The organism is Modicisalibacter sp. MOD 31.J, from assembly GCF_020147985.1.
GTDB classification, from domain to species: domain Bacteria; phylum Pseudomonadota; class Gammaproteobacteria; order Pseudomonadales; family Halomonadaceae; genus Modicisalibacter; species Modicisalibacter coralii.
Map to the genome: position 1 here is coordinate 410,885 of NZ_JAGXFF010000003.1, position 12,183 is coordinate 423,067.

Sequence of the window (12,183 nt, forward strand, 5' to 3'; positions counted from 1 at the left end):
AGCGTGGTGCGGGCGGGTTGGCGATATCGCGTTCAGGTATTATGATAGTTAGCTATCTATTTTGTTGCTCGAGAACACGATGGCCGATCATTCCGTTTCCCCGCGCGATCGCTTCGGCGCGCAACTGGGCCAGGTCGCCCGGCTGTGGCGCGCCGAGATCGATCGCCGCCTGGCGCCCTATGGGCTGACCGAGTCGCGCTGGCGCATCCTCTGGCAGTTGTCGCAGGCCAGCGAGCCGCTGACCCAGAAAGCCCTGGCCGCGGCGGTCAACGTCCAGGGCCCGACCCTGGTGCGCTCGCTGGACAGCCTGGAGAGCGAGGGGCTGATCGAGCGGCGAGCGGTGGTTGGCGACCGGCGGGTCAAGGTGGTTCACCTGACGGCCCGGGCGACGCCCATCCTCGAACGTATCCAGACGGTGGTAACCAGCGTGCGCGCCGAGATCCTGGGCTCCGTCGACGAGAGTGAGCTGGCGCTGTGCCTGGACGTGCTGGCGCGGATCGCCGGTCGGCTCGGCGGTAATCCGGATGCGCCGGAGCAGGCGACGTGAGCGACGATTCGCGCGAGGCGCGTCCACGCCGCTGGCGGCTGGCGGTAGTTCTGGGCGTGGTCGTGGTGGCGGTCGCCGTGGGGGGTAGTTGGGTGTATCGGCAGTTCACCCACGTCAATGTCATCGATGCCCGCGTCGCCGCCGACATGATCGTGCTCAGCAGCCGGGTGCCCGGCTGGGTGACCGGGGTCGAGGTGATCGAGGGCGACGTGGCGGCCCGGGGGCGGGTGCTGGTGACCATCGATGACCGCCGGAACCGCCTGCGCCTCGACGAACTCGACGCCAGGATCGAGGCGCTCGAGGACAGCCGCGAGGAGACCCGGGCGCGCCTCGCCATGGTCGATCGACAGACCCGCAGCGCCATCGAGGCCAGGCAGGCGGCGATCGATGTCGCCCGCGCGGCATTGAGCTCGGCCGAGGCCGAGCGCGATCTGGCGCGTCTCGACAATCGGCGGATCGCCAAGCTGGCCGATCAGGGGGCGATCAATCGGTCGCGACTCGACAAGACTCGCACCGTACTGGCCACCGCCAGGGAGGCCGTGGGCAGCGCCGAAGCCCAGCTCCACAATGCCAAGGCCGAACTCACCGAGGCGCGCGCCGACCGCGGGCAGCTCGGTGTGCTGCACAAGCAGCTGGCGGGACTCGAGGCCCAGGCCAAGCAACTGCGCGCGCAACGCGAGCAGGCGCGCCTGGACCTGCACGACCGTACCCTGAGCATGCCCTTCGACGGCGTCATCGACCGGGTCTTCATCGACGACGGCGAGTACGTCACCGCCGGCCAGCGGCTGGTGATGGTTCATGATCCGCGGGCGGTGCGCGTCGAGGCCAACGTCAAGGAAACCGACTTTCGCCACTTCACGCCCGGCAAGTCGGTCGACGTGCATGTCGACGCCCTGCCCGACCGGCATTTCGAGGGCACCGTGGAGCGGGTCGGCCAGGCGGCGACCAGCGAGTTCGCGCTGCTGCCCAGTCCCAACCCCAGCGGCAACTTCACCAAGATCACCCAGCGCCTGCCGGTGCGCATCGCCGTCGAGCAGACCGACGGCCTGCTCAAGCCGGGCATGATGGTCGAGCTGGAGACCACCAGCGGTGGCTGACGCCATCCGCGCCGACAGCATCGAAGGCCTGTTCGCGCGCTACGGGTCCGCCTACCGTTATCTGGCGACGGTGACGGCGATGATGGGCACCATCTCGACGGTGCTCACCGCGACCATCATCAATGTCGCCCTGCCCGATATCATGGGCGCCTTCGGCATGGGCCAGGACAAGGCGCAACTGCTCTCCACCGGCTTCCTGGCGGCGATGACCGGGACCATGCTGCTCAACGCCTGGCTGGTCGAGGCGGTGGGCCAGCGCATCACCTACCTGATCGCCATGGGCGTGTTCAGCGCCGCCTCGGTGATGGGTGGGCTGGCCACCAGCGAGACGCTGCTGATCGGCGGACGGATTCTCCAGGGCTGCGCCGCGGGGATTCTCCAGCCGCTGGCGATGCAGGTCATCTTCCAGGTCTTCCCGCCGGAGCGGCGCGGCTCTGCGATGGGCATCTACGGCATCGGCGTGGTGCTGGCGCCGGCACTGGGCCCGACCCTGGGCGGGATCATGGTCGACAGCTTCAGCTGGCGCTATGTGTTCTTCATCGCCCTACCGTTCAGCCTGCTGGGGCCCTTTCTGGCCATGCTGTTCCTGCCCGGGCGCGAGGGCGAAGGCCCGGCCTCGCGCTTCGACTGGCCGGGCTTCGGCCTGCTCACGCTGTTTCTGGTGACACTGCTCGATGGGCTGTCCAACGGCCAGCGTGACGGCTGGCTGTCGGATGCCATTCTCGGTGACTTCTGCCTCGCCGCGCTGTCTTGTGTCGCCTTCATCGCCTGGGAGCTGTGGACGGCGACGCCGTTGCTCAACCTGACGCTGTTCTCGCGCCGGGTATTCTCGGGGGCGGCACTGGTGGCGTTCATCTTCGGGGCCGGCATCTATGGCTCGACCTACCTGATCCCGCTGTTCGTGCAGACCATCCAGGGCTATACGCCGACCCGCTCGGGGCTGTTGCTGATGCCGGCGGGGCTCATCCTGGCGGTGGTCTTCCCGATCGCCGGGCGCATTACCGACAGGGCCCCGCCGCCGATGATCATCAGTGTCGGCCTGGCGGTGTTCGCGCTGTCCTGCTATCTGATGACCGACGCGGACACCGATACCGGCTTCTGGACGTTCGCCATCTGGATCATGGTGGGGCGCATCGGTCTGGGCCTGGTGCTGCCCAGTCTCAATGCCGGGGCGCTGTCGGCGCTGCCGCGGAAGCTGCTCGGCCAGGGCAGCGGGGCGATCAACTTCGTTCGCCAACTGGGCGGGGCGTTCGGCGTCAATCTATTGTCGATCCTGCTTACCCACCGCAGCCAGCTCTATGCCCAGGCCTTCACGGCGACCCAGGACGGCCGCAACAGCACCACCGGCGCCTTTCTCGATGCCGCCAACTCGCTGCTGGCCGGCGGTGGGGTGGCCGAACCGGCCCGCCAGGCCGCGGCCAGCGGCTATCTCGATCAGGTGATCGCGCTGCAGAGCCAGATGATGGGCTTTCGCGAGAGTTTCCTGGCGGTGGCGCTGGTGTTCCTGGTGGCGTTGCTGCCGGCGTGGTTGATGTTCGAACGGCGCCGGGCGTGAGTCAGGCCGGGGTGCGTCGCGGTAGCCGGACGATATCCGCCGGTTCGAGATTGCGCAGCGTCCAGCCGGTGTCGCCCTCGGGCGTGCCGAGATGGTCGAGCCGCGCGTCACGAAAGCAGTCATGGTACGGCCCCGCTGGCTCGAGGTCAGCGGGGCCGTTCGCTTGTCCGCCGTGGACTCGGCAACGCACTAGAACGTCACGCTGGCCTGCAGCGTGACCTCCAGCGGTTCGCCGACCGCCACCCGGGTGTCGCCGATGCTGGAGGGGTAGTAAGTGGTATCGAACAGGTTCTTCACGTTCAACTGCAGATGGGTGTTATCGCTCAGCCAGCCGTTGTCCCAGGCGATAAAGGCGTCGGCGACGGTGTAGTCGTCGAGGCTGAAGCTGTTGTCGCTGTCGCCCTCGCGACTGCCGACGTAGCGCACCCCGGCGCCGACTCGCCAGCGACCGTAGGCGGGATCGAGCCCCAACTCTCGTGCCAGCAGCAGCGAAGCGGTGTGTCGAGCCACGTTGGGCAGCTCGTTGCCGGCCGTGCCACCGTCAGCGTCCTCGAGTACCTCGGCATCGGTATAGGCGTAGTTGGCGAGAATCGATAGCCGGTCGCTCAGTTCTCCCTGGGCGGAGAGCTCGATCCCTTTCGAACGGCTCTTGCCGATGGCCCGCGAGACGTCATTGTCGCTGACGACGACGTTCTCCTTGGTGATCTCGAAGTAGGCCAGCGAAGCCTGCAAGCGATCGGCTAGGAAACGACGCTTGATCCCCGTTTCCCATCCACGACCCTCCTCCGGGTCGAAGCGTCGGCCGGATTCGGCATCGGGTTCGTTGGGCACGAACGATTCGCTATAGCTGGCGTAGAGCGAGGTCTGTGGCGTCAGCCTGTAGAGCAGGCTGGTGTGGGGCAGGAAGATGTTGTTCTGGGTGTCGGTCTCGACCACGAACGGGCGGCTCCGGCCGCCATACAGTTCGGTATGCTGAAAACGCCCGCCCAGACCGAGAATCCAGCGTTCGCCCAGATGGAGGTTGTCGTCGAGGTAGATGCCGGTGGTGTTGATTTCGTGGAGGCGGTTGCTGCTATCGTCGAGATAGGTGGCGCCGTCCAGCGTCAGATCGCCGTGATGCGGATGATAGATCGAGATAGTGTCGGTGGCGCCGCGATAACGGTCGGCCAGGTAGTCGCGGCGGCGCTCGTGATCGATGCCGACGGTCATCTCGTGGCGAACGCCGGCCAGTTCGACATCGCCGAGCAACTCGGCGGCGGTATAGATCACCCGGCGCTCGAAGCCGTGATTGGCATCGGCGCGCCGCCTGGCAGTGCCATTCTCGTCAACGCTCAGCACCCGGAGTTGGCCATCGTCGTATTGACGTCGGTTCCAGCCGTAGCTCAGGCGGCTGGTCCAGGCGCTGCTCAGATCCTGCTCCCAGCGTGCGGTGAACGACTGATCGTGGCCGGTGACCCGCGACCAGTCCTCGTCGAATCGGCGCTTGCGAGGCACGTCGACGGGATCGCCGTCGACGAAGGCGGTGCCGCGGTCCAGGGTCAGGTCGTAATCGCGATACTCATAGGCGAACCACAGCCGGGTGTCCTCGTCCTCCCAGCTCAGCGAGGGCGCCACCACGGTCTGGCGATTGTTGCCGAAGTCGCGCCAGTAATCCTCATCCTGCTGGCCGACGATGATGCGAAACGCCGCGCCGCTGTCGCCCAGCGGACCGGTGACGTCGATGCTGGCATCGCCGCCGCCGAAAGAGGTGCCCTTGCCGCTGATGGTGCGCTGCCACGCGTATTGCGGCTTCTTGCTGATGATGTTGACCACCCCGCCGGGCTCCTGGATGCCGTAGCGAAACGAGCTCGGCCCCTTGAGCACTTCGATGCGCTCGGTGGTGAACAGGGGAAAGGTATTGCGCGGCTGGCGGATGCCGTCGCGCAGGATCGAGCCGTCCCTGTTGCTGCCGAACCCGCGCTTGATGAAGCTTGCTTCGGTGCCGCCCATGGTATTGCCCTGGGTGATGCCGGCGACGAACGCCATGGCATCGGTCAGAGATTCGGCGCCCATGTCCGCGAGCAACTGCGAGGTGAGCGCGTCGACGGTACGCGCCTGGGCGAGAAAATCGGTGCGGTGGCCGGTGATGAGGTCCGAGGTGCCGGGGCGATAGCCTTCGCTGATGTCACCCGTTGCGCGGGCGCTGACCACCACCGGGTCGAGCGCGACCTCATTGGTGTCTTCGGCGTGTGCCGATGAGAATGGCAACAGGGCCAGCATGGCGGCGAGTGGCTGCCAGCGCTGCAGGGCGCGCCTAGGGGCAAAGGGTAGTGCAGTCATGTGTCATGTTCCCTGATGGCGCCGAGCGGCGTTCGGTGCCGATACGTTGTCGTTGATGATCGTCGTGGATTGAGTACGTTCTCGCTGCCCGGGTTCATGCCGGCGGCGATGCTGTCGCCACCGGCAGTCGGGCCAGGGCGGGGAAGGCGTTGGTGGAGCGCGCCTGCGCTTCGGGGTCGAAGTCGGCGAGCGAGCCGTGCCAGCCGCTCAGTCGCCTCACCGGGTCGGGCAGCAGGGCTGCCAGTGCCAGCAGATGCCGGGGGGCGTCGAGGAAGATAAGCTGCGGCGCGTGGTCGAGGGTCACCACGCGCCTGGCGAGATCGGTCATCTGCAGCGGATAGTGGGTCGCGGCGGGTGCATCGGCGCGCGTATGGGCGTCGGTGTCGTATTTGGCTGCGGCGTTGGCCACACCCGCGAGAAGCAAGAGTCCCGACAGCAGGCAGGCGTAGAGGATCAGATGGGGAAACGATCGGCGCCAGTCGCGCAGAAAAGAGGCGGGGTGGCCGCGGCAGGCAAGCATTGGCAATAGTTTTCTAGTCTGTTAATAGAATTATTATCATTTTTATTCGTATTTTAGTCAACGCGAGGGGCCTGGAGGCGCTGCCGACCCGGGGAGAAGAGATAGGTTGTCCGCGTGTTTTGCTAGCCTCCGAGCCGAGCGCGATCGGCGGCGGTGAAGTCGCGGATCTCCCACTGGTCGCCGGCGGCAGGGGCGATCCACAACGGCGTGGCGTTGGCGGTGCGCGGCCCCTCGGGCCGGCCGGTGGCCAGATAGCGGATCGCCCGCGGCAGCCCGGCATGGCCCACCACCAGCGGGATGTCGACCTGTTCGAGCAGGCCGTTGAGCGCGGCGACGATGCGCGCGACGAAGTCCCGCCAGGGCTCGCCGCCCTCGGGCGTGCCGAGCTGGTCGAGCCGCGCGGGGATCGGCCGCCCCTGCAGCTCGCCCCAGTCGCGCTCCATCAGCCCCTCGACGAGGCGGTCGGGCGCGCGCCCCACGGCCAGTTCCGCGGTGCGCCGGGCGCGTTGCAGCGGGCTGGCGGCGACCAGCGGCCAGGCCACCTCGCCGAGCAGGGCGCTTGCGGCACGGGCCTCGGCCTCGCCGCGGGCGGTCAGTGCCACGTCGCGGCTGCCGGCCATCTCCCGGGCGGCGTTGCTGACGCTCTGACCGTGGCGCAGGAAGACGAAGGGACGGCGGATCAAGGCGTTCATGGGCGTTCTCCAATCCTTGGCAATCCCCTGATGCTATCAGCTCGGTAACGCGCGATGCGCCCGCATCGTCAAGGGCGATCTCATCGATAGGCGTTCCCGGTCTTATACTTAAGTCGCAATTCTGCAAGAATGGCGCGCTTTACTGACGGCGACGACCGCGCTGTTCACCGGCCGCGCGGCGTCGTTCGTCGTGGTCTGCCGGTACTCGCGTCGGGTGACACCGGTCCCGTTTGTTCGCTACCCCGTACAGGGAGGTACCTATGACGGCTGTCGAGCGTGCGACAGACAACCCAGGCGTGGCCCATCCGCGTCTGGCCGAGTTCGCCCTGGCCCTGGGCGGCTTCGGTATCGGCACCGGCGAATTCGTGATCATGGGGCTGATGAGCCGGGTGGCCGACGATCTTCAGGTCGCGGTGCCCGACGTCGGCTACGCCATCAGCAGCTATGCGCTGGGCGTGGTGGTGGGGGCGCCGGTGATCTCCTCGCTGGCCGCGCGCTTGCCCCGGCGTCTGCTGCTGATCGGCCTGATGCTGGTCTTCGCGCTCGGCAACATCGCCAGTGCCTTCGCCCCCGGCTTCGGCAGCTTCGTGCTGCTGCGCTTTCTCGCCGGGCTGCCGCATGGCGCCTACTTCGGTGTCGCCGCCCTGGTCGCCGCGGCGGCGGTGCCCATCGACGAGCGCGCCCGCGCGGTGAGCCGGGTGATGCTGGGGCTGACCACGGCGATTCTGGTCGGCGCGCCGCTCGCCACCTGGGCCGGCAATCTGCTGGGCTGGCAGATCGCCTTCTCCGGCGTGGGGGCGATCGCCCTGGTCACCGCGCTGCTGATCCGGCTGTGGGTGCCGGCGCAGCCCGCCGACCCGCATGCCAGCCCGAAGCGCGAGCTGGGCGCCCTGGTCAAGCAGCGCGTGCTGTTCACATTGGGCATCGCCAGCATCGGTTTCGGCGGCATGTTCGCGGTATTCAGCTACGTGATGCCCACCCTCACCCGCCAGGCCGGCATGGCCGAGGCCTGGGGGCCGCTGGTGCTGGTGGTGTTCGGCCTTGGCACCATCCTCGGCAACCTGGTCGGGGCGCGGGCCGCCGACAAGAACCTGATGCGGGCGATCCCCGGCATCCTGGTCTGGTGCCTGGTCGTCCAGGGGCTGTTCTACGTGGCCGCCAACAGCGTGGCCTGGGGCCTGCTGTTCGTCGGCCTGGTGGGTACCAGCATGGCGCTGGGGCCGACCCTGCAGACCCGGCTGATGGACGTCGCCGAGGACGCCCAGACCATGGCCGCCTCGCTCAACCACGCCGCCTTCAACGGTGCCAACGCGCTGGGTGCCTGGCTCGCCGGGGTGACCGTCAAGCTGGGCTTCCCCTGGTCGTCGACCGGGCTGGTCGGTGCCGCCCTGGCCGCCGCGGGGCTGGTGATCTTCGCCGTGGGGCTGTGGGTGGAGCGCCGCCGGACACCCACCCCCTGCCGATCCTGAGGCCGCTCGCCGGGAGCGGCTCTCATGCCGGCCGGCGGGCGGCCTCCTGCAGCGGCTTCAGGGCCAGCAGCCAGCCGGCGGCGACCATGGCCGCCATCAGCGCGAGGATGGTGACGAAGGCGACGCCCGCATCCAGCAGCACGCCGAAGAAGGCCGGCGCCAGCCCCGAGGAAAACACCATGCCGGCGGTGAAGACCGAGCGCAGTCGGGCCAGGTTGTCGCTGCCCCAGAGCTGGATGAGCAGGCTGGTGACGATGGGTTCCTGCATGCCGGTGACCAGCCCGGAGAGCAGCATGTAGGCGAGGATGCCGTAGCCGTTCTCGAGGACGATGGCGACGACCAGCCCGGCGACGAGCGGCAGCAGGTAGAGGCGCCCCATCAGCGAGGCCCCGAGCCGGTCGACGAGCCGCCCGGCGACGAGCGAGCCGATCACCCGCCCCGAGGCGGCCAGGGCGAAGCCCAGCGCGAACACGGCGGGCGTGGTGGCGAACTCGGCGGTCAGGTCGGCCTGGAAGACGAAGATCCCGGTGTTGACGATGGCGATCGACATCATCATCAGGCTCAGCCGCCAGAACCGGCCGTCCTTCAGGGGCTGAACCGGGTTCGCGGATGCTCCCGGCCGCTCGGGCGATCGCGCGGCGGGTGGCGTGCCGCCGTCGGGTGCCCGGAGCAGCAGCGGCAGCCATACAATGATCAGAACGCCCAGCAACGCCCAGAGGTATTGCCGCCACTCGACGACCTGCAGGGCGGCGGTGGTAATCGACGGCAGCACAGCCTCGCCGATGGGCATGGCCAGCGTGACCAGGGCCAGTGCGCTGCCGCGTGCCTCGCTGACCTGCTTGGCGACGGTGGTGGTGCCGAGGTGGGTGAACAGCCCCTGACCGCAGAAGCGGATCAGCCCCAGCCCCGGTATCGCCAGCCACAGCCATGGCGACAGGGTCAGCAGCAGGATGCCCAGGCTCATGCCCAGCACCACGAAGAGCCCGAAGCGGCGCGGCGGTATCCAGTCGAGCATGGGGCCGATGAAGAAGATCAGAAATCCCGAGGCCAGCGTGAGCGACGAATAGAGGATGCCGAACGTGGCGCTGCTCAGCGAGAAGGCCGCGGAAATCGCCGGCTGGAGATAGCCGACCAGAAACGTCTGGCCCAGGTTGCCCGAGAAGATCGCGATGAAGCCGAACGCCAGTACCGCCGGGTACTGCCGGATCACGTCCCTGTAGTTCATGTGGCGTCGTGCAAGACCTCCCCGGCGAAGCGACAAGGCCTCTCAAGATGGCAAGAGACGCGGCGGGGTGCAAACCCGGTGTCGTGGCACGAGCGACCCCCGGTCTGGCCGGTGGCGATCAATAGCCGAGAATCGACTTGACCTCGAGATACTCCTCGAGGCCGAAAACGCCGAATTCCCGTCCGTTGCCCGACTGCCCGTACCCCCCGAAGGCCGCCTTGCCATCCCAGGCGGGGTAGTTGATATGAACCTGGCCGGCGCGGATTTGCCGGGCCACGCGTCGGGCGCTTTCCTGATTGGCGGACTGTACGTGCGCGCCCAGACCATAGCGCGTGTCGTTGGCGATGCGGATCGCCTCTTCCTCGGTCTCGTAGGTCAGGATCGACAGTACCGGGCCGAAGATCTCCTCCTTGGCGATACGCATGTCCATGGTGACGTCCGAGAAGATCGTGGGTCGGGCAAAGTAGCCGGTGCTCAGCCCCTCCGGCCGGCCCGGGCCGCCGCACAGCAGTCGCGCACCTTCGTCGATACCGGCCTGGATCAGTTCCTGGACCCGGGCGTATTGGGCGCCGTTGGCGATCGGGCCGAGCACGGTGGCCTCATGGCGGGGATCGCCGACGACGATCTCCGCCACTGCCGCCAGCGCCAGGGCCTCGACCTCCTCCAGCCGCGCACGCGGCACGATCATTCGGGTCGGGGCGCTGCAGGACTGACCGCAGTTGCGAAACCCGGCCATGACTCCCTTGGCCACGCCGTTGGCGAAATCGGCGTCGTCGAGAAAGACGTTGGGCGATTTGCCGCCGAGTTCCTGCACCACGCGCTTGACCGTCGGGGCGGCGGCTCTGGCGACCTCCACGCCGGCGCGCGTCGAGCCGGTGATGGAGATCATGTCGATGTCGGGGTGGGCCGCCAGCGCGCCGCCCACCGTCTCGCCGGTTCCCGTCACCATGTTGAAGACTCCCGGAGGGACTCCCGCGTCATGCAGGACCTGGGCAAAGAGCCGGGCGCTCAGCGGGGAAAGCTCGCTGGGCTTGAGCACCAGGGTACAGCCGGCGGCCAGCGCCGGCGCGACCTTGGCGGTGATCTGATAGAGCGGCCAGTTCCAGGGGGTTATCAGGCCGCAGACCCCGATGGGTTCCCGGCAGATGGCCGTGGAGTCCTGCATGATCCGAAAGCGATAATCGCGCAGTATCTCGGCCTGCACCCGCACGTGGGCGAGCCCGAAGGGCAACTGGGCCGCGCGGGCGAAACGCCGGCTCGTGCCCATTTCGGCAATCATCGCCTCGATGAATTGCTCGCCGCGCGCCTCGATGCCCTCGGCGATGCGCTCCAGCAGGGCAATTCGCGCGTCGACCGAGACCTGCGACCAGGACGCGAACGCCTTGCGCGCGGCGGCGACGGCGGCATCGACGTCGTGGCGACCCCCGGCGGCGACGTCATCGATCGGCGTCTCCCGAGCGGGGTCGAACACCGGGAGCCGCTGGGCGGTATCGGCACGCTGCCATGCGCCGTCGATATAGAAGTCCTGACCAGCCTGGGTAGGCATGTTGTGTCTCCGAATGGCACGAGGCTTTGAACGCAAACGACCTGCGATCGACGATAACGCCTTCGGCGACAACGATGCAGCGTTAAACCCGGGGGCAAAAAGCACATTCGGCCGTATCGACGGCCGGCGACGGCACGGCGTTGTCGTTGTGCCGGTCAGGTGCTGTCTGAACAGTCGACGAGCGCAGTACTGTTCAGACAATGGCTAGTTCTGGAGGGGAAAAAGCTGGTGCAGCGGCAGGTACTGTTTGACGAAGGGGGACTTCATGACCACGAAGCTGAAGTACTTGTCGATACCGACATCGCTGTCGCTCAGGTCTTCCATGATCGATTGATAAGCGCTGACGTCGCTGCACACGAACTTCAACAGATAATCGTAGCCGCCCGACATGAGGTGACATTCGATGCAGGATTCCACTTCCGCCAGATAGCGCTGAAAGCGGTCGAAATCGTTCTGGCGGTGACTCTTGAGCGTGATTTCGGTGAACACGGTGATCGTCGGGCCCAGCTTGGCGACGTCGATGGTGGCGGAATAACCGGTGATGTAGCCGGCTTCCTGGAGTTTCTTGACGCGCATCAGGCAGGGGCTGGGCGACAGATGGACGATGTCGGCCAGTTTGGAATTGGTGATGCGGCCGTGCTGCTGCAACTCGTGCAGAATCCGAATGTCGGTTCGATCCAGTTTCAGCATGTGCTTATCCTTGTCGGCCCTCGGCCACGCTACCCGGCAGATGACGGTATCGGTGGCACTTCCTGCCATGTCGCGCTGCGGGCGCATGAGAAGGCGTAACCGACAGCCTATCTTTACATAAGGGGAACGCGGCCATCCTGCATTTATTGTGCCATAGGGTGGTTGTCCAGATACCTGAATGGATAGCCACGCCCAGCAACGCTGCACTGACGGTCGGTCAACGCTGAGAACGTCTTCCGCAGCCGCTAGACGACGTGGGCCTATCCAGGGGCAGGGCCCGAAGCGTCGGACCGTTACGAGGGCGCTGTGGCCCCGCTCCCTGAGCGCTACCTTTGCTATCTGACCGCCATGGATGGCGGGAATGCCGGAATGGAAAGGAACATTTTCCGGCCATGGCAAAGGCCCCTCGCTTTGCCCTACCCCTCCGGCGCCCATCGTCAGCGGGTTTGGACATGAGCGCTAAAGGCGCCGGTGTGCCCTTTCCCGAGGCAGCGGCGTATCGCCATGCACCGCAACCGGGAGT

Annotated in this window: 10 protein-coding genes; 4 read left to right on the top strand and 6 right to left on the bottom strand. The window is 67.1% G+C overall.

Features of this window, described 5'->3' with window-relative positions:
- Window positions 1-79: 79 nt before the first annotated feature.
- From KGR00_RS12530 to KGR00_RS12540, 3 genes are read left to right on the top strand one after another with little or no spacing between them, the layout of a single operon-like run.
- Window positions 80-547, top strand: coding sequence for a MarR family transcriptional regulator (locus tag KGR00_RS12530; RefSeq protein ID WP_224418426.1), 468 nt, complete (start codon window positions 80-82; stop codon window positions 545-547).
- Complete coding sequence (locus KGR00_RS12535) at window positions 544-1,644, top strand: HlyD family secretion protein (protein ID WP_224418425.1); 1,101 nt, start codon at window positions 544-546, stop codon at window positions 1,642-1,644. Before KGR00_RS12530 ends, KGR00_RS12535 begins: the two co-directional genes overlap by 4 nt.
- Window positions 1,637-3,199 carry a DHA2 family efflux MFS transporter permease subunit gene (locus KGR00_RS12540; RefSeq protein ID WP_224418424.1) on the top strand — a complete coding sequence of 521 codons (1,563 nt, stop codon included), beginning with the start codon at window positions 1,637-1,639 and terminating at the stop codon, window positions 3,197-3,199. The genes KGR00_RS12535 and KGR00_RS12540 overlap by 8 nt, the downstream gene beginning before the upstream one ends.
- 189 nt (window positions 3,200-3,388) lie before the next feature.
- On the opposite strand, the gene KGR00_RS12545 is transcribed toward KGR00_RS12540, so the two are convergent.
- The 3 genes from KGR00_RS12545 to KGR00_RS12555 form a co-directional block, all read right to left on the bottom strand.
- On the bottom strand, window positions 3,389-5,518 hold the full coding sequence (locus KGR00_RS12545) for a TonB-dependent siderophore receptor (RefSeq protein ID WP_224418423.1): 2,130 nt from the start codon (window positions 5,516-5,518) through the stop codon (window positions 3,389-3,391).
- A gap of 94 nt (window positions 5,519-5,612) precedes the next feature.
- Complete coding sequence (locus tag KGR00_RS12550) at window positions 5,613-6,038, bottom strand: hypothetical protein (RefSeq protein ID WP_224418422.1); 426 nt, start codon at window positions 6,036-6,038, stop codon at window positions 5,613-5,615.
- Window positions 6,039-6,160: 122 nt separating this feature from the next.
- On the bottom strand, window positions 6,161-6,730 hold the full coding sequence (locus KGR00_RS12555) for a histidine phosphatase family protein (protein ID WP_224418421.1): 570 nt from the start codon (window positions 6,728-6,730) through the stop codon (window positions 6,161-6,163).
- 260 nt (window positions 6,731-6,990) lie between these two features.
- On the opposite strand from KGR00_RS12555, the gene KGR00_RS12560 reads away from it, so the two are divergent.
- Window positions 6,991-8,199: an MFS transporter gene (locus KGR00_RS12560; RefSeq protein WP_224418420.1), complete on the top strand. Its 1,209-nt coding sequence runs from the start codon at window positions 6,991-6,993 to the stop codon at window positions 8,197-8,199.
- 22 nt (window positions 8,200-8,221) lie between these two features.
- On the opposite strand, the gene KGR00_RS12565 is transcribed toward KGR00_RS12560, so the two are convergent.
- From KGR00_RS12565 to KGR00_RS12575, 3 genes are all read right to left on the bottom strand, one after another.
- Window positions 8,222-9,424, bottom strand: a complete 1,203-nt coding sequence (locus tag KGR00_RS12565) for an MFS transporter (protein WP_224418419.1) — start codon at window positions 9,422-9,424, stop codon at window positions 8,222-8,224.
- Window positions 9,425-9,542: 118 nt separating this feature from the next.
- On the bottom strand, window positions 9,543-10,970 hold the full coding sequence (locus KGR00_RS12570; RefSeq protein WP_224418418.1) for an aldehyde dehydrogenase family protein: 1,428 nt from the start codon (window positions 10,968-10,970) through the stop codon (window positions 9,543-9,545).
- Between the two features lie 204 nt (window positions 10,971-11,174).
- Complete coding sequence (locus KGR00_RS12575; protein ID WP_224418417.1) at window positions 11,175-11,660, bottom strand: Lrp/AsnC family transcriptional regulator; 486 nt, start codon at window positions 11,658-11,660, stop codon at window positions 11,175-11,177.
- Between the last annotated feature and the right edge of the window lie 523 nt (window positions 11,661-12,183).

What these genes read in the sequence shown, in the direction of transcription:
- KGR00_RS12555 (WP_224418421.1), bottom strand. Translation starts at nt 6,730, where the DNA reads ATGAACGCCTTGATCCGCCGTCCCTTCGTCTTCCTGCGCCACGGTCAG.
- KGR00_RS12545 (WP_224418423.1), bottom strand. Translation starts at nt 5,518, where the DNA reads ATGACTGCACTACCCTTTGCCCCTAGGCGCGCCCTGCAGCGCTGGCAG.
- KGR00_RS12550 (WP_224418422.1), bottom strand. Translation starts at nt 6,038, where the DNA reads ATGCTTGCCTGCCGCGGCCACCCCGCCTCTTTTCTGCGCGACTGGCGC.
- KGR00_RS12570 (WP_224418418.1), bottom strand. Translation starts at nt 10,970, where the DNA reads ATGCCTACCCAGGCTGGTCAGGACTTCTATATCGACGGCGCATGGCAG.
- KGR00_RS12560 (WP_224418420.1), top strand. Translation starts at nt 6,991, where the DNA reads ATGACGGCTGTCGAGCGTGCGACAGACAACCCAGGCGTGGCCCATCCG.
- KGR00_RS12565 (WP_224418419.1), bottom strand. Translation starts at nt 9,424, where the DNA reads ATGAACTACAGGGACGTGATCCGGCAGTACCCGGCGGTACTGGCGTTC.
- KGR00_RS12530 (WP_224418426.1), top strand. Translation starts at nt 80, where the DNA reads ATGGCCGATCATTCCGTTTCCCCGCGCGATCGCTTCGGCGCGCAACTG.
- KGR00_RS12575 (WP_224418417.1), bottom strand. Translation starts at nt 11,660, where the DNA reads ATGCTGAAACTGGATCGAACCGACATTCGGATTCTGCACGAGTTGCAG.